General features: G+C 53.5%; 17 protein-coding genes and 6 tRNA genes. 17 read left to right on the forward strand and 6 right to left on the reverse strand.

The genetic code is table 11. The features are described from left to right. The first annotated feature begins 64 nt into the window (after positions 1-64). Positions 65-1966, forward strand: a complete 1902-nt coding sequence (gene dxs / locus CSTAT_RS05905) for a 1-deoxy-D-xylulose-5-phosphate synthase (RefSeq protein ID WP_075722796.1) — start codon at positions 65-67, stop codon at positions 1964-1966. Between the two features lie 10 nt (positions 1967-1976). On the opposite strand, the gene CSTAT_RS05910 is transcribed toward dxs, so the two are convergent. Next, positions 1977-3212 carry an HRDC domain-containing protein gene (locus CSTAT_RS05910; protein WP_075722797.1) on the reverse strand — a complete coding sequence of 412 codons (1236 nt, stop codon included), beginning with the start codon at positions 3210-3212 and terminating at the stop codon, positions 1977-1979. Between the two features lie 95 nt (positions 3213-3307). After that, the gene (locus CSTAT_RS05915) at positions 3308-3982 is read right to left on the reverse strand and encodes a DUF3000 domain-containing protein (protein ID WP_419186565.1); all 675 of its coding nucleotides are present in this window, start codon (positions 3980-3982) and stop codon (positions 3308-3310) included. A 124-nt stretch (positions 3983-4106) separates the two neighbouring features. Here CSTAT_RS05915 and hemQ point away from each other — a divergent pair, with 124 nt between their 5' ends. After that, entirely contained in the window at positions 4107-4808 is a 702-nt protein-coding gene (gene hemQ / locus CSTAT_RS05920; protein WP_075722798.1) for a hydrogen peroxide-dependent heme synthase, read from the forward strand. 182 nt (positions 4809-4990) lie between these two features. Here the strand turns inward: hemQ and msrB are convergent, their stop codons facing one another. The 3 genes from msrB to CSTAT_RS05935 all read right to left on the reverse strand — a co-directional run bounded on the left by msrB (position 4991) and on the right by CSTAT_RS05935 (position 7546). After that, positions 4991-5446, reverse strand: a complete 456-nt coding sequence (gene msrB, locus CSTAT_RS05925; protein WP_006821832.1) for a peptide-methionine (R)-S-oxide reductase MsrB — start codon at positions 5444-5446, stop codon at positions 4991-4993. 10 nt (positions 5447-5456) lie between these two features. Further along, positions 5457-6701, reverse strand: a complete 1245-nt coding sequence (locus CSTAT_RS05930; RefSeq protein WP_244892914.1) for a glycosyltransferase family 87 protein — start codon at positions 6699-6701, stop codon at positions 5457-5459. 89 nt (positions 6702-6790) lie between these two features. Next, a complete protein-coding gene (locus CSTAT_RS05935; RefSeq protein ID WP_075722799.1) occupies positions 6791-7546 on the reverse strand; it encodes a dihydrofolate reductase family protein in 756 nt (251 codons plus the stop codon). Between the two features lie 242 nt (positions 7547-7788). On the opposite strand from CSTAT_RS05935, the gene CSTAT_RS05940 reads away from it, so the two are divergent. From CSTAT_RS05940 to CSTAT_RS06010, 15 genes are all read left to right on the forward strand, one after another. Further along, positions 7789-7861, forward strand: a tRNA-Gly gene (locus CSTAT_RS05940). 30 nt (positions 7862-7891) lie between these two features. Continuing rightward, positions 7892-7966: transfer RNA gene (locus CSTAT_RS05945), tRNA-Val, on the forward strand. Between the two features lie 19 nt (positions 7967-7985). Next, positions 7986-8058 (forward strand) — tRNA-Gly (locus CSTAT_RS05950). Positions 8059-8106: 48 nt separating this feature from the next. Further along, positions 8107-8177: transfer RNA gene (locus CSTAT_RS05955), tRNA-Cys, on the forward strand. Between the two features lie 30 nt (positions 8178-8207). Beyond that, positions 8208-8279, forward strand: a tRNA-Val gene (locus tag CSTAT_RS05960). Positions 8280-8331: 52 nt separating this feature from the next. Next, positions 8332-8407, forward strand: a tRNA-Gly gene (locus CSTAT_RS05965). Positions 8408-8727: 320 nt separating this feature from the next. Continuing rightward, entirely contained in the window at positions 8728-9330 is a 603-nt protein-coding gene (locus CSTAT_RS05970) for a copper resistance CopC family protein (RefSeq protein WP_075722800.1), read from the forward strand. Between the two features lie 74 nt (positions 9331-9404). Further along, positions 9405-10049: a copper chaperone PCu(A)C gene (locus CSTAT_RS05975; protein WP_075722801.1), complete on the forward strand. Its 645-nt coding sequence runs from the start codon at positions 9405-9407 to the stop codon at positions 10047-10049. 70 nt (positions 10050-10119) lie between these two features. Further along, positions 10120-11436: a Dyp-type peroxidase gene (locus tag CSTAT_RS05980; RefSeq protein ID WP_075723817.1), complete on the forward strand. Its 1317-nt coding sequence runs from the start codon at positions 10120-10122 to the stop codon at positions 11434-11436. Positions 11437-11508: 72 nt separating this feature from the next. Next, complete coding sequence (thrS, locus tag CSTAT_RS05985) at positions 11509-13584, forward strand: threonine--tRNA ligase (protein WP_075722802.1); 2076 nt, start codon at positions 11509-11511, stop codon at positions 13582-13584. Positions 13585-13675: 91 nt separating this feature from the next. Continuing rightward, the gene (locus CSTAT_RS05990) at positions 13676-14287 is read left to right on the forward strand and encodes an HIT family protein (RefSeq protein ID WP_066793702.1); all 612 of its coding nucleotides are present in this window, start codon (positions 13676-13678) and stop codon (positions 14285-14287) included. Continuing rightward, on the forward strand, positions 14280-14918 hold the full coding sequence (gene pgsA, locus CSTAT_RS05995; RefSeq protein ID WP_075722803.1) for a phosphatidylinositol phosphate synthase: 639 nt from the start codon (positions 14280-14282) through the stop codon (positions 14916-14918). The genes CSTAT_RS05990 and pgsA overlap by 8 nt, the downstream gene beginning before the upstream one ends. 8 nt (positions 14919-14926) lie before the next feature. Next, positions 14927-15916 (forward strand): phosphatidylinositol mannoside acyltransferase, encoded by a 990-nt coding sequence (locus CSTAT_RS06000; RefSeq protein WP_075722804.1) that lies wholly within the window; start codon positions 14927-14929, stop codon positions 15914-15916. A gap of 3 nt (positions 15917-15919) precedes the next feature. Next, a complete protein-coding gene (locus CSTAT_RS06005) occupies positions 15920-17038 on the forward strand; it encodes a glycosyltransferase family 4 protein (protein WP_075722805.1) in 1119 nt (372 codons plus the stop codon). Between the two features lie 15 nt (positions 17039-17053). Continuing rightward, positions 17054-17548 carry a LemA family protein gene (locus tag CSTAT_RS06010; RefSeq protein WP_075722806.1) on the forward strand — a complete coding sequence of 165 codons (495 nt, stop codon included), beginning with the start codon at positions 17054-17056 and terminating at the stop codon, positions 17546-17548. Here CSTAT_RS06010 and CSTAT_RS06015 read toward each other — a convergent pair. Then, positions 17529-18854 (reverse strand): glycosyltransferase 87 family protein, encoded by a 1326-nt coding sequence (locus CSTAT_RS06015; RefSeq protein ID WP_075722807.1) that lies wholly within the window; start codon positions 18852-18854, stop codon positions 17529-17531. The genes CSTAT_RS06010 and CSTAT_RS06015 overlap by 20 nt on opposite strands. Between the last annotated feature and the right edge of the window lie 23 nt (positions 18855-18877).

Consider the following 18877-nt stretch of genomic DNA (forward strand, 5'->3'; position numbering starts at 1 on the left):
ACGTGATATTTTCACATTCATATTCAATTAGCCCCGTCGTTAGCAAAGGAATTCTAAACACTCCATGGGAATTCTTAATAAGGTGAAATCACCGCAAGATCTGAAAAAACTCTCCGTTGACAAAGTAGAAGAGCTGGCTGCAGAAATTCGCCAGTTTCTTATCGACAAGGTTTCAGTTACGGGCGGGCATTTAGGTCCCAACCTCGGTGTCGTTGAGTTGACCATTGCGCTGCACCGCGTTTTTGATTCTCCGCGGGACCCCATTGTCTTTGATACTTCGCACCAGTCTTATGTGCACAAGATCTTGACTGGACGTGCAGACCAATTCGATACCCTGCGTCAAAAAGATGGGCTTTCTGGATACACGGACCGTGGGGAATCAGAACATGACTGGACTGAATCCTCCCATGCTTCCGCGGCTATATCGGTGATCGACGGGTTGAGTAAAGCCTTTTGTATCAAGGGAGAATCGCGCCGAAATGCAGTAGCGGTTGTCGGTGATGGCGCTCTAACCGGCGGCATGTGCTGGGAAGCACTCAATAATATTTCTGCGGATAAAGAACGCAATGCCGTAATCGTGGTCAACGATAATGGCCGCAGCTATTCACCAACTATCGGTGGCTTATCGGAAAACCTCAGCCGAATTCGCACACAGCACGGTTATGACGAGCTTATGGAGCACGGCAAGAAGACCCTCAAGTCACTCGGCTGGGTCGGCAATCGGACTTTTGATGCACTGCGTGCGGTCAAAGAAGGCGTGAAGTCTTCTATTCTGCCTACTGAGATGTTCCCTGAACTCGGCATGAAATACATTGGCCCCATCAATGGCCATGATTTGGATGCACTTGATCATGCGCTGAGCTACGCGCGTGATTATGAGGGACCCATCATCGTGCACGTGGTCACTGAAAAAGGCCACGGATTTGCGCCAGCGGTTAATGAACCACAGGACCAAATGCACTCCACTGGTGCAATTGACCCTGTTACTGGTGTGCCTAAAGGCAAGAGCCAACCGGGTTGGACCGCGGTCTTTTCTGAAGAGCTGATTGAGGCTGCGAAAAAGCGCGATGACATCGTAGCAATTACAGCAGCCATGGCAGGACCAACTGGGCTTATTCCATTCGCAGAGCAGTTCCCGAACCGCTTCTTCGACGTGGGCATCGCTGAGCAACATGCGATGGCTTCGGCTTCCGGCCTCGCACTCGGTGGTTTGCACCCAGTGGTTGCAATCTATTCCACCTTCCTCAACCGCGCATTTGATCAGCTGTTGATGGATATTGCTTTGCTGAAACAACCCGTAACCATTGTTTTAGACCGCGCAGGCGTCACCGGCTCTGACGGGGCCAGCCACAACGGCGTATGGGATATGGCGTTGACGACGATTATCCCTGGTATTCATGTTGCTGCTCCGCGTGATGGGCAGCGTCTGCGTGAGCTTTTCCAAGAATCCCTAGAGATTAAATCTGGACCTTCAGTCGTGCGTTTCCCGAAGGGTAATCTGCTGGAGGATATGGATGCAGTCGCAACGACCGAAGATGGCGTCGATATCATCTTTGAGTCTGAGCAGGAGCGTTTTGCTGATGCTGAGGCAAAGAAGGTCTTGGTCATTTCTATCGGCGCGATGGCAGCTCGTTCGCTCGGCGCCGCACAGATTTTGGAAGATAAGGGCATGGCAGTCACAGTGGTTGACCCACGGTGGCTGTGCCCAGTCGCACCGTCCTTGATTGAAATGGCCGATGAGCACGATATTGTCGTGGTTGCAGAAGACGGCATGATGCGCGCAGGCGTGGGCTCGCTATTCGATGAAGCCTTCTCGGCTGCCGAAGTAGATACCCCGCTTCGCCGTGTGGCATTTCCTAGCATTTTCCCGAAGCATGGCTCTCGGGGTGAAGTGCTAGAAGAAGTTGGCATGGATGCCGATGGCATCGCAGCTGCCGTGACCGAATGGGTCGATGACCTGCACTAACGCAGCTGCGTTAGAGCAGCCTAGGGGCAAGCACAGGCTGTAGCTGCTGAATTTGCCAGTTGCGCAGCCCTTGCGTTTGCCAAAACTCTCTGAGCTCAAACGTTGTGGAAACAATCTGCGCGTGATCGCCAAAATGCGGATTAGCACTGTCACCGTGGATAGCCCACACGGTATTGCGCAGGGTTGAGACGCTGACGAGGGAGTCAGACACAACCGCGATCTCCTCGGCTAATTCATCGCGGCGCTCACGAGCCATATTCGTGAGTTCAAGAAGTTCAGGGTTATTATTTTTCAAGAATTGCTTATTAGGAAAGTCGTGGTGATTTTCCGGCAATACCGGCCACGTGCGTGGATCAGAATCCGCAGCGGTTCTAATAATGTTCGCCCAGGCGTTGAGCTCCACCGCGGAACGCCGACGCATCTGGGGAATGCGTCGCAGCTGATTGATAGAACGCGGAATCTGCTTAGCAATATCTGTTAGGGCGGCATTGGAAATGATCTGCCCCGGAGCTACATCAGTTTTTTGAGCTTGGTATTCGCGTTCTTCCCATACGGCTTTGGCCACGGCCAGACTCATCGGATCTGAAAGGCCACGCAGACTTCGTGATTGGTGCCAGTGGCGGGGAGCAGGCGCGGTAATGTCTGCAAATTGTTCGCGGATCACGCGAAATTCTTCTAGTGCCCAACGCGTCTTATGATCTTGTTCGAGTTCATAGGACATTTCATCGGCAAGCTCAAGCAAAGACTCTACATCCAATGCGGCGTAGGCAAGCTGGGCTTTAGATAAAGGGAAGCGAGACCAGTCCGTGGCACCGTATCCCTTGTCGAGAGTGATTCCGAGGAATTCTTCGGTGACAAAGGCTAAATTCGGATTTTGGATACCGAGCAAACGCCCAGCTACCTCGGTATCAAAAAGGGCGCCTGGATAAAGCCCGAGCCACGCCAAACTGGTGAGGTCTGTTGCAGCTGCGTGCACGACCCACTCCAGCCCATTGATGACCGGCGCCAAACACTCCCGGACTGCTTCACGAACGCCTTCAGGCGCGATGAGGATAATCGGGGTATCAGCCCTGCGAAGCTGGATGAGAAAGGCTCGGTCGTCGTAGCGAAAAGAAGACGCACGCTCAGTGTCGATAGCGATAGGGCCCGAACCTTGCGCAAGGATGCGCGCGGCTTTAGCAATTCCAGCACGCGTGTGAAATACGGTGGGGATCCCACCTTCGGGAACGCTGCGCGCTGAACTCATAGCTTCAAAGAGTAGTCCAAGGTTGAAGCAAACCTGTGCATTTGGCCTGCCTGTTGGCGAACTACTTTGCCAACAGGCATCGATGCCGCCGAATTCTAACGCGAAAGTTCAGTAATGCCCTCAGGTGGAAGACCGGCGACATTCGCTAATACGCGGGAGAATGCTTCCACGTGCTTGGTCAGATCAATCTCGCTGGCGGTCCAGGATGCACGCATCTCTATTTGGTGCGCGCGGGGAGGGCCGCCGATTTCTCCGAAACGAACAGATGCCGTTGCTGTAACGGTGCCCCCCAAATTGGTGTGGCTTGCTCCGAGTTCATCCAAAGACTCCGTTAGCCATTCCCACGCCACGTCAGGAAGCATTGGATCTCCGGTGACATCGGAGTCCATGTCCGCTTGGATATAGGCAACAAGGCGCATTGCTCCTTCCCAAGCCTCTTCCGCTCCTGGATCGTGGAGGAGGATGAGTCGACCGAATGCATCGCCATCGGTATCGACCGGGACGATATCGTCAGCGCTATGGTTACCCACTTCGAGTCCAACCGCGTGACTAAACGGAGCTAGCTTTTGTGGCGGTCGAATTGTTCCCAAGGTGATCTCTGGACGTAGCTGTGCTGCGTGCATGGATTCAACAGCTTGAGAAAATGCTGGTGGGGTCATCTTTTCTGATTCTCCGGCCGTGTTTTGGGTGCCGTTGCCATCGCCGAAAATCGGCGTGGGGGCGCCAAATGTGTGCTGGGTAGGTGCGTCGGAAATGCTCACGAGTCTCAACCTATAGTTCAAAGTTCGTCATTGCGTTTAGGCGCGCCGTGTCACATTTAGTGCAATTCATCATTATCCAACTTATGATGGATAAAGTATCTATTCGTATTGATGAAAGGGCAGGGCAATTCCCATGGCAAAGCTCGATTATAAGGCGCTGAATTCTAAGCAGCAGTACTCACAGCACGCGGTATTTAAGGTGCCGGCTGGTGCTCTGGGGACTGAGCGCGCGGACATCATCGCTGAGGCTCAACGGTTTTTTAAGTCCGTTGAAGAAGCGGGCACTGTCATCATCCGCGGCATCTACGATCTCACTGCGATGCGCGACAGCGCAGATTTCATGATCTGGTGGCATGCTGAGGAATTTTCAGACATCCAGAAAGCCTTTGCGGATTTCCGCCGTACCACTGTCCTTGGACAGCTCTCTGAGGTGACCTGGATTGGCAATGCACTGCACCGTCCAGCGGAGTTCAATAAATCCCACTTGCCTTCTTTCATTATGGGTGAAGAGCCAGCGGAGTGGATCGCGGTCTACCCGTTCGTGCGTTCCTATGATTGGTACCTTCTGGAGGAAGAGAAGCGTCGCACGATTTTGGCAGAGCATGGCATGTCAGCTCGTGAATACGCGGATGTTCGCGCCAACACGGTTCCTGCCTTTGCATTGGGCGACTACGAGTGGGTCCTCGCTTTCGAGGCGCCAAAGCTCGACCGCATCGTTGACCTGATGTATGTCATGCGCTACACCGAAGCCCGTCTCTATGTCCGTGATGAAATTCCTTTCCACACCGGACGTCGTGTTCAGGATGTTTCCGAGCTAATTGAGATTCTGCCGTAATTTCACTTCCATGGCCCCCTCGAGCCAATCGAGGGAATAACTACATACCTGCATAAGTACATAAATGTCGGTGGGGAATTAGTAACCCAGAAGCGGTGGCGCGAGCAAAGTAGAAGACTTGCTCGCGCCACCGCTTTGTGGTCTCCGTAGTTGACTCGTGCCCTGAAATGGACACGAATAAGTTACTTGTCGGAATCTGCGCTTTCGAAACTCATCGAAATTGAGTTAATGCAGTAACGAAGGTCGGTTGGGGTGTCGTATCCTTCGCCGGCGAAAACGTGGCCTAAGTGGGAATTGCAATTCGCGCACAATACTTCTGTGCGAACCATGCCTAAAGAGCGATCTTCGCGCTCAATAATGTTGTCACCCGCGAGTGGGGAGAAAAAGGACGGCCAGCCACAATCGGAGGCGAACTTCTCCGTCGAGCGAAATAGCTCGGCATTGCACGCACGGCAGCGGTAGACACCTTCCGCAGTGGTATTGGTGTATTCACCAATGTGAGGGCGCTCAGTGCCGGCCTGGCGCAAAACCTGGTACTCGTCAGGGTTAAGGCGCTCACGCCACTGTTCATCGGTGAGTGACTTGAAGTCGATATTGTCCTCGGTAGAGGAGGATGGCGATACAAAATTGTTGCTCATAGTCTAAAGTCTACGCCGGATTTTTCACTTGTAAACGCCACCACCCCACGGCGGTTGCAAGGGTTACAACGATGAGTAAAACCCACCCTAAAGTTCCGATGTAGGTGCCAATCCACCTGCCGAAATTCGGCCAAAGTGAGGAAGTCCAGCTATTAGGAATCAAGAATAAAACAGCTGCTAGCCATGCCGGCCACGAGTGAAACACGCTGCGAGACAAAAAGACAGTAAACACCATAGGAAACAGCCACATGGAGTAGTACTGCTGGCCTAGCGATGACAATGTGAAAACCCCGACCAACAAGAGCCCACTCGAGGTCAAAGACCATAGCAAGATATCGGTTACGCGCCATCTCAGGAGCACCAGCATGCCGATAGCTACGGCGGCGGCAACAAGAAGCCACACAGGCAAATAAAGGGCATTAGAGATATCGAAATATGCCTGCCATCCCGCAAGGGAGGAGTTTGCATAGTCACGTGTTTGACCGAGGTAGGGGACGAGCTTGGTGAGGTAGTCAGAAGCTCCCGGGATAAGTCGCCACGCGATGACGTTGAGTACGACAGGAGCAGCGATACCGCCGGTGATGGTGCGCCAATCCAGCCGCATAAGGGGAAGGAATAATAACGGCGCGAACTGCGGCTTAATAACAATCGCTAGCCCGATCGCAATTCCAGCGATATATCGAAGCGCGTGTGGGCTGAGACTTCGGCCCCTGCTGGCCTCCGTGTTTACGACAGGGCTAAAAGAGCGCACGAAGCAGAAAAGGAAGACGGAAAGCAGCAGCAATAAGATGCCATTGATATTCGAGAAAGTCAGCGTGTTGATGACTGATTCCGTCGAAAAGCCAATGGCGATTGCAACCGGCCATACTGGCCCACGCAATGACTGACCCACCAACCAGGTAAGCAGTGCGAGAGCAAGAATAATGGCCAAGCTATTGACGATAATGAAGGCGTAGCGAACCGCGTCGAAGTTATCCACCAGCCCCATCGGCAGCAGCAATAAAGTAGCGCCTGGGTTATATAAATAGAGCGGATCAACGTGGTGGTACGCCTGGTCATAGACGGGCAAACCCGTTAGTGCCCGTGAAAGTGCGTTATAAACGGTCGTAAAATCATCCGTGGCGGTGCCATTGAATGCCGTGATAACAGTACGGTGCAGCGCTAAGACTACGGCCAGTGGCCACGCTGCTGCAGTAAGAATCTGGAAAATGCGCGAGGTGCCAGATGGGTCCTGCACATTTTCGGGTTGCTTCACTGAACCCTCCACCATGGATGTTAGTGGCGTAGAGGCAGAGCCCCAGGAATTAAAACGATTCTCAAATGCAGCTGTCACATCGGCCGATATTACGGGTTGCTGGGCACTGCATAACGTAGAAACACCGTTGAATCGCTATCTACCACTACCTGCTCCAAGCTGAGCTGGAGGTTGCTGTTGTGTGAAATACCAATGCTGGAGGCAGCTTTAGCGGAAACGAGGTTCTTTTCCACATCCGTAGTCAGCGTTGGATCGAGCGTGAGATACAGCTGATCGAGCATCTTGTCGGCAATGAACAGTCCAAAAATGCCTGGGCCGCCCTCACATACGATCCGATTAAGACCACGTGCGCTTAAAGCCTGCACGATTTCGGTGGCGGTGCCGTTGCCGCTGTTGACCAATTCGACGCCGGCGCGCTGTAGCACTTCGCGCTGATCAGCTAGCTCAGGGTCAGCAAACGCTTTGTCGTTTGCGATAACCAGCGGTGGGGTAATGGCTTCTTGGACGAACTTAGAGGCGACATCCACATTGAAAGAGTTGGTGATCACCGCAATCGGGGCAGGATTGGGACGGTCCTTTGAAGGCTGAGCTCCGCCGTAATCTTCTGCAAACACAGTGCGGCTGCCGACAACGATGACATCGGCGCGCTCTCGAAGACCCAGCAGCACAGCGGTGTCGAGCTCATTGCCTAGTTCGCTGCTACTGCCATGCAGGCTGGCGGAACCTGACAAGGTGGAGATTTCAACAAAGCGCACGTGCGGATGCGAAAGGTCAGGATCGGGGCCAATTACGTCTTCGACCTTCGGGGCGGAAGTAGGAAGGGAGATAAACGATGAGTCAGTCATAAGCCCAACCTAGTCCTATACTGGCCACCATGACCTCGCCTTGGGTTGGTTCGTGGCTTGGTGGGAATTACACGGTCGTAATTTAAGTGGCAGATTTTTCACGATTCGAGGGTGACTAAAGCGCGATTGAGCGGGGGATTTGGAAACTGGAGCCGCAAAGGATAAAGTTTCATATCGCAAGCCACCGCGAGCGTTTTAATCTGAGCTCGTCTCAGAATGAATTTTCAAGCGGTTAAAGCATTGCGGATGTAGCGCAGTTGGTAGCGCATCACCTTGCCAAGGTGAGGGTCGCGAGTTCGAGTCTCGTCATCCGCTCAAAGTTTCACTACCATGGAACTTTCGTTAGCGCGATTAGCTCAGCGGTAGAGCACTACCTCGACACGGTAGGGGTCACTGGTTCAATCCCAGTATCGCGCACCAAGGGTAAAACCTTGAAAATGCGGATGTAGCGCAGTTGGTAGCGCATCACCTTGCCAAGGTGAGGGTCGCGAGTTCGAGTCTCGTCATCCGCTCTGGTTCTTTTACGGTTAGCCGTCAAAGTGCCTGAGGCGGTTCGCCACGGTGGAATGGCCGAGTGGTGAGGCAACGGTCTGCAAAACCGTGCACACGGGTTCGATTCCCGTTTCCACCTCAATTTGTGCTGTCCTAGGGGCAGGTACAAGCGCGATTAGCTCAGCGGTAGAGCACTACCTCGACACGGTAGGGGTCACTGGTTCAATCCCAGTATCGCGCACACGGATAACCACTTCGGTGGCAAATCCTAGAAACCGGGCCTGGTTTCGTTTGCGGATGTAGCGCAGTTGGTAGCGCATCACCTTGCCAAGGTGAGGGTCGCGAGTTCGAGTCTCGTCATCCGCTCCACTTAAAAGGTGGGTCATTTCTAAGAAAGAATGACCCACCTTTTCTCGTGCCCAAATGCCTTTCGGACAGCGTCAACGACGCTACCCGCTGTGTTTGACATCACCAGTGCGGCACACGAAAGCCGGGAAGAATTACTAAAGGCAATGGTGAGAATAAGTTCGCGCCGGCACGGTAGTGTGCCGTCAGCTTTCCCAAAGTACACCAAAGGAACTATTCTCAGCGGTGATACGACTAAATCCTTAGTACGCATTGAGTAAGCGTACTTTGTCTAACACGTGGGCTCACGACAGGAATTTCTTCCTGGAGCCAAGGAGTGAAAAATGATTCGATCATCGATCCATCTGGGACGGACCTTAACTGCCGGTGCACTTGTTGCGGGCCTGGGTTTGTCATCTGCCTTGTTGGCACCCGTTGCGTCGGCGCATGACACCGCCATCGGTGGCAGCATCACTGAAGGCGACGTACTGGATGAATTCCCAGAAGAGATCACGATTGAGTTCTCTGCAATTCCGCGCGACGGATTCAATAACTTCGCAGTCACCGATCAAGCCACCGGCGAAGTGCTATTTTCTGAAGAACCAGAAATTAACGAGCGCGAGCTGACCATCACTACGCCAGAGGATCAAGACCCAGGCGATGGCGACTACATGCTCGGATTCCAAATTACTTCCTCCGATGGGCATGCCACTCGCGGCGGTATCTCTTTCAGCGTTGAATCCGGTGAAGAAACCGCCAGTGCTTCAGAAACCGCCAACGGTGCGGCAGTTGACTCTGAAGGGGCCGAAACTCCTGCGGAAGCAGCAGAAGAAGCCGAAGGCATGAGCACCTGGATGAAGTGGGCACTTGCCGGAGTTGGTGTGCTGGCTGTCATCGCAGTCCTAGCGGTGATGCTGGCTAAGCGCCGCGGATACGACGCAGAGTAGTTTTCTTTCACAGAAGCTCGATTCATTTTTAACCTTTACGCTGCCTTAATGAAGGCGGAGAAAGTTTTATCGCAATGTTAAAGCACCCTCGTATTTTCGTGTCCATCGTTGCTGCCTCAGCCTTGGCATTGGCAGGTTGTAGCAATTCTGAGCAGGACTCCACGCAAAATGATTCTGCGTCACAAACCGCTGCGAATGCCTCTGCTGAATCAGACGATGATGACGCGGACGATGCTGATGATGCCTTGGATTTTGAGGACGCAGTAGTGCGTGCGATGGCTGAAGATGCCGATATGACGGCGATTTTTGGCACCCTGGTTAACGAATCCAATGAAGATATTGAGATTGTGGCTTTTAGCTCCAGCGTGGATGCTGGCATCAATGAGATCCACGAAACCGTAGACGGTCAGATGCAGGAAATGGAAGAGCCACTAATTATTCCAGCCGGTGAATCCGTGGCCCTGGAACCAGGTGGGGCACACTTTATGCTCATGGACGTCAAGGAACCAGTCATGGCTGGCGATGAAGTCACCGTGACCGTTGAGCTGGCTGATGGCTCCACCGAGGAATTTGATGACATCCCAGTTCGTACCATTGGCGCCGGCGATGAAAACTACGGCGATCTAGGTCATGACCACGGTGATCACGGCGACCACGGTGATCATGCTGATGAGGATCACGACGACCACGAGGATAACGACGAACAGCACGATCACTAATCTGTTCAGCTTTTAAGGTTTCGGTTTTGTGCCTTAAGCAGGCACAGTGTTCAAGAAGGTGAATATTTCCATGGTTGAGCTCGACCGACGAGCACTTCTAGTTCGCGGCGGCCTAGCCAGCGGTCTTGCTGCGACCGGCGCAATTATTGCGGGGTGCACCACACCCGAAGTAAAGAACGCCGCTGCAGCAAATACCGCGTCCACTGAGCAGGCAGATACAGAGACTTTCCTCAAAGACGCGATGGTTCCGTTTGATGGCAAACATCAACACGGCGTCACCGCGAGCTCTCACGCCGTGTTGAACCTTTTAGGTTTCAATCTCAAAGACACCGTGGGGAAGAAGGAATTCACCAATTTGATGCGGTTATGGACCGCAGACGCCAGGGCACTGTGTACATCGGAAACTCCGGTCGGCTCGCTTGAACCAGAGATGGCAGATACTCCCGCTAATCTCACGATTACTTGTGGGCTCGGGGAGCGGGTCTTTGACGTCATTGGTGCCTCAAAACTCAGGCCGAAGTGGCTGCGTGATGTTGAAGCATTTGACCGCGATAAGTTAGATCCTGCGTGGGGGCAAACCGATATCGTCTTGCAGATTTGCTGTGATGACCCGGTCACAGCAGGCCATGCCATGCGCCATATGATTCGCGCTGGCCAAGATTATGCGCAGGTGAAGTGGCTTCAGCAAGGCTATGGCCACGCCTACGGTGCCGGCGGTAAGGGCGATACCCCGCGCAATCACTTTGGACAATTAGACGGCACCGTCAACCCACGCGGTGACGAAGAAATGGACCAGCAGGTGTGGATCGATGAAGGTCCGCAGTGGGCGCGCGGTGGTACCTCGATGGTGGTACGCCGTATCCGCATGAATCTTGACACCTGGGAGAAACTTGACCGTAAATCGCGGGAGAATTCAATCGGGCGCAAGCTTGATAACGGTGCGCCGTTAACTGGTGAAGAAGAATTCGATAAGCCGGATTTTGACGCGGTGGATAAATACGGTCTTCCCACCATCGACCGCAATTCGCACATCGCGCGTGCCCAAGCGCCAGATGGCAAGCCTCAGGAGCGCATGCTGCGCCGTGCTTTTAACTACGATATGCAACCGGACTACGCGCCGATCTCAGAAACCGGCTTCGTTAATGACGAGGAAGAGCTCTCGGGTACCGACGTGCAGCTATCGAATTCCGGACTGGTCTTTATTTGTTTCCAGAAAGACATGACCAAGGTTTTTGAACCGATGCAAAGGCGCATGGATGAAGTGGATCTGCTCAATGAGTGGATCACACATATCGGCTCTGCCGTGTATTTTGTCCCACCAGGAGTGCAATCCGGTGGAACCACGGGGACCTTTTGGGCGGAAACCTTAATAGACGCGGTAGGATAACCGGGTTAGAACTTGTACATCAGGGTGGCGGCCAGGTAAGCCGTTTTTCCCATTAGCGCAAAGGAGCGCAGCATGTCAGAAGCAATCGCCGCAACTACGGTCAATTATGAGCCGTTTACCTGCCCTGCAGGCACAGCAGTCGGTACTGCGATGAGGGAGCTGGGTCTGCCCAATAAAGGACCTGAGGCGGTTGTCGTCGTTCGTGATGCAGAAGGTCAACTGAAAGATCTCGCTCACGTCCCTGCTGAAGACGGCGTATTTACCCCCGTCGCAGCTTCTGAAGAAGACGGCCGCGCTGTCATTCGCCACTCGTGCGCGCACGTTTTGGCGCAGGCTGTCCAAGCTGAATTTCCGGGTACCAAGTTGGGGATTGGCCCGGCAATTGAAAATGGCTTTTATTACGATTTTCAGACTGAGGAGCCATTTACTCCAGAAGATCTGAAGACTATCGAAAAGCGGATGAAGAAGATCATCAAAACTGGCCAGCGCTTTGAGCGTGGCGTGTTTGCTTCCAATGAAGAAGCCGCACAAGCCTTGCGTGATGAGCCCTTCAAGCTGGAACTCATTGAGGATAAGGGTAATGTTGACCCGAATTCCGATGAAGCAACTGAAGTTGGCGCCGGCGAGCTGACCTACTATGACAACGTCAATCCACGCACCAGTGAGGTGGAGTGGTCTGACTTGTGCCGTGGTCCGCACCTTCCGACCACCAAGTACATTCCTGCCTTTACCTTGACGCGATCTTCTGCTGCCTACTGGCGCGGTGACCAAGATAATGCTGGCCTGCAGCGTATTTACGGCACCGCTTGGGAATCCAAGGAATCCCTTGAGGCCTACCAGCACATGATGGAAGAGGCTGAAAAGCGTGACCACCGCCGTCTGGGCGCAGAGCTAGATCTCTTTAGCTTCCCCGATGACTTGGGCTCTGGTCTGCCCGTATTCCACCCAAATGGCGGCATCGTTCGCACGGAGATGGAAGAGCATTCACGTCGTCGTCACATCGAGGCCGGCTACTCTTTCGTGAACACTCCGCACATCACCAAGCAGGACCTCTTTGAGCGTTCCGGCCACCTTGGTTTCTACAAAGACGGTATGTTCCCACCGATGCACGTCGATGCTGAATATGACGAAGAGGGCAATGAGACCAAGCCTGGGCAGGACTACTACCTCAAGCCCATGAACTGTCCGATGCACAACCTCATTTTCGATACCCGTGGTCGTTCCTACCGTGAACTTCCACTGCGTATTTTTGAGTTCGGCACCGTATACCGCTATGAAAAGTCCGGTGTTATTCATGGTCTGACCCGTGCGCGTGGCTTTACCCAAGATGATGCGCACATCTACTGCACCGATGATCAGTTGGAAGATGAGCTGACGTCGGTTCTGGACTTCGTTATTTCCTTGCTCAAGGACTACGGTCTGGATGATTTCTACCTCGAGCTGTCTACCCGCGATCCAAAGAAGTCCGTGGGCTCTGATGAAATCTGGGAGCGTTCAACGGAAATCCTTGCACGTGTTGCTGAAAAGTCTGGTCTGGATCTAGTTCCAGACCCAGAAGGCGCTGCCTTCTACGGCCCTAAGATCTCTGTTCAGGCACGTGACGCGATTGGCCGTACCTGGCAGATGTCTACCGTACAGTTGGACTTCAACATGCCAGAGCGCTTCAATTTGGAGTACACCGCTTCTGATGGTTCCAAGAAGCAGCCAATTATGATCCACCGCGCGCTCTTTGGCTCGATTGAGCGCTTCTTCGGCGTGCTGCTGGAACACTACGCTGGCGCTTTCCCAGCATGGCTGGCACCACACCAGGTCGTAGGCATTCCAGTGTCCGAGGACAACGTCGAGCACCTCAAGCAGGTTATTGCGAAGCTGCGCAAGAAGGGCATCCGCGCTGAGGTCGATACCTCGGATGACCGCATGCAGAAAAAGATTCGCAACCACACCACGGGCAAGGTGCCGTTCATGTTGCTCGCTGGTGCACGCGATGCTGAAGCGGATGCAGTATCCTTCCGCTTCCTCGATGGTTCCCAAGCCAACGGCATCCAGGTTGATGAAGCAGTCGAGCTCATTGCCAACTGGATCGCAGAGCGTGAGAACACCCAGCCGAACCAAGAAAATATCGAGGCTCGTCGCAGCCAAGATGCCTAAGCTAGCGGTTTAGGTATTTTACCCGCCCCAGATAACCTTGCACAGACCTCGACGAATGATAGCGGCGAGAAGAAAGGACACGTTTGCCGTCATGGCTAATTCTTCCAAATCCTATGAACACACAGGACAAGAGGAAGTTGACGTGTATGTGGACTCTGGGGTGGGGCAGCCAGACCGTTTAGAGCGGATCTGGGCGCCGTTTCGTATGGCGTATATCAAAAAGCGAACACAAGACCCGTTTGTAGAAGCGCCAAAGAAAACAGATGAAGACGCATTAATCATCGCGCGCGGCGAAGAGGTCTATGCACTTTTAAATCTCTTTCCCTATAACGCGGGCCATCTCATGGTGGTGCCTTATCGCAAGGTTGCTAACTTCGAGGACCTTACTGACTCCGAAACCATGGAGCTTATGGCTTTTGTGAAAAAGTCGATCCGAGTGCTCAAGAAGATCTCGAATCCAGAAGGAATTAACGTCGGATTTAACTTAGGTAAAGCCTCTGGCGGGTCGGTGGGAGACCATCTTCACATGCATGTCGTGCCGCGCTGGTCTGGGGACAGCAACTTTATGACTATCCTTGATGGCACGAAGGTCTTGCCGCAATTGTTGAAAGAAACGCGGGAAGCCCTTGCCCAAGGCTGGCAGGAAATTGAGTTGGAGGATAGCCAAATGGAGGCTTCAAGAATGGAGAACCCCAGTGCTTAGCGTGCACGGGCGCAAGCCCGCAGCAGTGGTTGTCGAACCAGTCGCCCGCGGATTCCTCAAAGTAGGACTAACGCCTAATGCAGTAACTATCATCGGCACCTTTGTCACTATCGCAATTACCGTGACGCTCATTCCGAGTGGCCATCTTTTTGCCGCGGCAGTATTTTCCGGAATCTTCGCGGCCTTCGACATGGTCGATGGCACTATGGCGCGTTTAACCGGTGGGGCTACAAAATTTGGTGCAACGCTTGATGCTAGTTGTGACCGGATTACCGACGGTGCTCTTTTCGCTGCCATTATCTGGTACCTCATCTACTTCGACAATGCGCATCCCGCAACCATCTTTGCAGCACTTGTGGTCTTGGTGACATCCCAGGTCATCTCCTATGTCAAAGCCCGCGGTGAAGCATCAGGCTTTTCGATGATCGGTGGGCTCATCGAACGTCCGGAGCGCTTGATTCTCGGATTGGTTGGTATTGGCCTCGAAGGACTTGGCGTTCCTTATATTCTTCCGGTGTGCCTGTGGTTGTTGGCTATCGGTTCGATTTTTACCGTTTATCAGCGGTTGATGCAGGCGTATAAGCAAGATAGGCAGGAAAACCCTAAAGCGCCAGGTGCCAAAACAGCTTAAGGGGCTAGATGAAAATTAAGGACGATATTTCTGCCGCCGGCTATTTTGCTGGGTGGAGCCTGGTCAAGCACCTGCCTGTGCCACTAGCCGAATGGCTCTTTAACAAGGTGGCAGATAAGGTCTCGCACGATGGCGCAGGGATGGAACAGCTACGCCGCAATTTGATGCGCATAGTGGGGCCGGAAAACGTAACCCGTGAACTAGTGCGGGATTCCATGCGTTCTTATATGCGCTATTGGATGGAAGCATTTCGCTTGCAGTCCTTATCGCAGGATGCAGATTTGCATCGTCAACTGCTAGCAGGGCTTGAGGGCAAAGAGCTTCTTGATGCCTCCTTGAATTCACCTAAGGGCACCATTCTGGCGCTGACCCACAGTGGGAACTGGGACATGGCTGGCGTATTTTTGGTGGGCTATAATGGCCCTTTCACCACTGTCGCAGAACGTGTCAAGCCGGAAAGCTTGTTTAGAGCCTTCGTGGATTACCGACAGGCGCTTGGTTTTAAGGTCATAGCTCTGACCGGTGGTGAGCAGCCGCCTTATGAGCAGCTGAAGCAAGCGTTAGAAGCAGGGGAAGTGGTGTGTCTGCTTTCCGAGCGCGATTTAACGCGGCATGGCGTGGAGGTAGATTTCTTCGGCGAGCCGTGCAATATGGCCACAGGTCCTGCACGTTTAGCGCAGGAGACAGGTGCTCATCTGCACGCTGTCCATTGCTTTTTTCACGACGACAACGACGATGAGTCTGGTGCATCAGTTGCAGGTGGCAGCCCGCGGTGGGGTATGACGGTCTCGGAACCGATTGAGGTCGACGACATCAAGACAACAACGCAAAGCCTTGCTCGGCACTTCGAAAAATTCCTCCGCCGCCGGCCTCAAGATTGGCACATGCTGCAACCGCAGTGGAATGTCGATATTGAACAACGCCGGCTCAGGCGCGCGGAGCGCGAGAGCCGTGAGGAAAACCAAGCTGCGCGGCAGAAGAAAAAGGGGAGGAAATAGCAGGTGCGAATTGGTTTAGTGTGCCCGTATTCCTTCGACGAACCAGGCGGAGTTCAAGCGCATATGCTTGACCTTGCCACGGTTTTTATTGACCAGGGCCATTTTGTGCAGGTTCTGGGTCCGGCTTCAGCAGAGACCGATGTCCCGGACTTTGTTGTTAAAGGTGGCGGCTCCATCCCGATTTCTTATAACGGGTCTGTCGCGCGGCTTTCTATCGGACCGCAGGTTACTCGCCGCGTAAAAGAATTCATTCGTGATGGCGACTTTGATGTCTTGCATATTCACGAGCCAAATTCCCCGAGCTACTCCATGCGGGCTCTGAGCATCGCTGAGGGGCCGATTGTTGCTACGTATCATGCTTCTGCGGCGAGCTCACGCCTTTTGCAGTTGGCGCGTCCGGTCCTCAGCCCGATGTTGGAAAAAATTCGCGGGGGCATTGCTGTCTCGGAGATGGCGCGGCGTTGGCAGGTCGAACAACTGGGCGGCGATCCGATCTTGATTCCTAATGGCGTGGATACCTCGGTATACGCAGCGGCGCTCCAACATAGCGCCGCTGCGTCTAACAACGCAGGCGACGCTACTCAACGACCCCTGGAGATTGTATTCTTGGGCCGCCTTGATGAATCACGCAAGGGGCTTGATGTTCTCTTGGATGCGCTTGAGCACATCGATCGTCCCATCCGCGTAACTGTGATGGGGGGAGGCCATGCCCGGTCGCGCTCTGGCGTGGATTTTGTCGGGCGTGTTTCCGATCTAGATAAAGCTCGGATTCTGGGCCGCGCGGATATCTACGTGGCGCCGAATCGCGGTGGCGAGTCCTTTGGCATTGTCCTGGTTGAGGCGATGGCCGCGGGGTGCGCTGTAGTTGCCAGTGATTTAGAAGCGTTTGCGGCAGTGTGCAATGTGGAGGCTGAACAGCCTGCCGGCTTGCTGTTTAAAAATGGCGATGCCCGCGACTTGGCTGCAAAGATTACGCGGCTTATCGATGATGAGCACGAACGCCGTGCCCTGATCTCCGCAGGTATCCAGCGTGCCGAGCAATATGACTGGGACCATGTCGCAGCCGCGGTGATGCAGGTCTATGAAACTGTCCAAGACGGAACTAAAGTTCGGGTCGGCTAAGGAGCAGCGCTTTTCATGAATACGATTATGCTCATCGTCATCACGGTGATCATCACAGTTATTGCGCTGTGGGCATATTTCACCGCACAGCGGCTTAATACCTTGCACATCCGCACAGATGCCGCCTTGGCTCAGCTGCAAGCGATGCTGGACCGACGCGCAGCCGTTATCGGTGTGTTGGTCCCGGTTCTCGCGCCGATTGCCCTGCAAGCAGAAGGCGTTGCGCTCCGCCACGGGAAATTTGATGAGCGCTCACAACGTGAACGGGAGCTGAATGTGGAAATCCACAAGTTCTTTGACGTTGATGAGCAATTAGCTGCCAGTGTATCGGCGAATCCGCAGTTGGTGGATGCGGAAACACGCGTTCAATTAGCGCACCGTTTTTATAATGAAGCAGTATCCGATACCCGGGCTTTACGTTTGCGTCCAACAGTACGTGTGCTGCGTTTGGGTGGCACGGCTCCGCTGCCAGAATTTTTTGAATACTCTTTTAGTCTCGAGCGTCCATAGCAACTGGCGCTTCCGCCAGATGCTGCTGCGCAGCAGAATGTTTGGATTGTGCACGAGCTTCGCACCATGTTTCGAGCGCGAGCCAGCATAGCGCAAGCGCAGCCATAATAACGATGAGAAGATTGCGCAGCGCGAGTGCTGCCACAGGTGCGAACTCGACACCCACCTGGGCCCAAATAAAGTTGTAGTTGCTGGGATAGACGTAACTGCCTAAAGCGGCAGTTACGAGCGTTAGTACAGCTAAGGACACCATGAGGATGGAAATTGCCCGGTGAGTTCTAGGATGTTTGAGCTGGTGCTCAGACATCTGCGGCTGGCGTAGTGCAACTGCGAGCAGCGGCGCGAACCAAACAATGTACTGCGGGGAAAAGACTTTATTGGTGATAATCAGCAGTAAAATCATCACGCCGAAAAAGGCGATGGTGCTCCGTGGATTCCAACCACCAGCCAGAAAACGCCACAGTGCCCAGGCCAAAGCGAAAGCTATAACGGCGGACATGGAATAAGTGGACCAAGCAATGGCTTGATCGACGCCGGGGCCGGAGATTTCAAAACTTTTTGATTCGGCATAGCCCATTTCCCACCGCGTTGGCTCATAAAAGGCCTGGTAAACAAAAGGCGTGGCGAATACGGATTCAATCTGCAAACCGCGATCGCTTTGATAGGTCAAGGGGCTTAAAAGACGCTGCCACCCGCTGGTTACAACCGTGATGGCGCACAACGCGACAAGCGCGGTGAAAAAGCTCAACAACCTCAACCATGACTTGCGGTTGCTAAAGCGCCCGACGAGACCGGCAGCTAGAACGCCTGGCCAGAGCTTCATCGTGGTCGCAAAAGCCAGCAGCGCTGAAGCAATATTAGGCCACCTCACCAAGCACGCCGCAGCAGCCGCGACCGTAAGGGCTGGGAAAATATCGAGCCGCATGTAGAAGACTTGGCCGGTCAAGGTGCCAAAGAAGATCCAGAACCAGCCAGCAATCCATACCCGTGGGTTTGCGTGGTGATTGCTTAGGACAAGAGCGAGGAATAGGGCATCGACAAGCATGCACATCAGAACAAAAGCGATGTAGAAAGCATCGATATGATCGCCGATGAGTGCAGTGAGAACCTCCACTGGCCAAGTACCCGCATGCGGGTACTCAGTCATCATGGAGGGATCATTGCCCAAGATGCCATAGAAGTAATAAGCAACATCTCCGCGCGGGGAATGATCGCGGAAAATGATAAAGCCCAACATGATGCGGGCTATTACCCACGCGGTCCAAATCACTGGAATGGTAGCGAATAGACGCCTTAGAACTGGCATGCTCTTATGGCCTTTGTGTAGTT

The sequence above is a fragment of the Corynebacterium stationis genome, assembly GCF_001941345.1.
GTDB classification, from domain to species: Bacteria; Actinomycetota; Actinomycetes; order Mycobacteriales; family Mycobacteriaceae; genus Corynebacterium; species Corynebacterium stationis.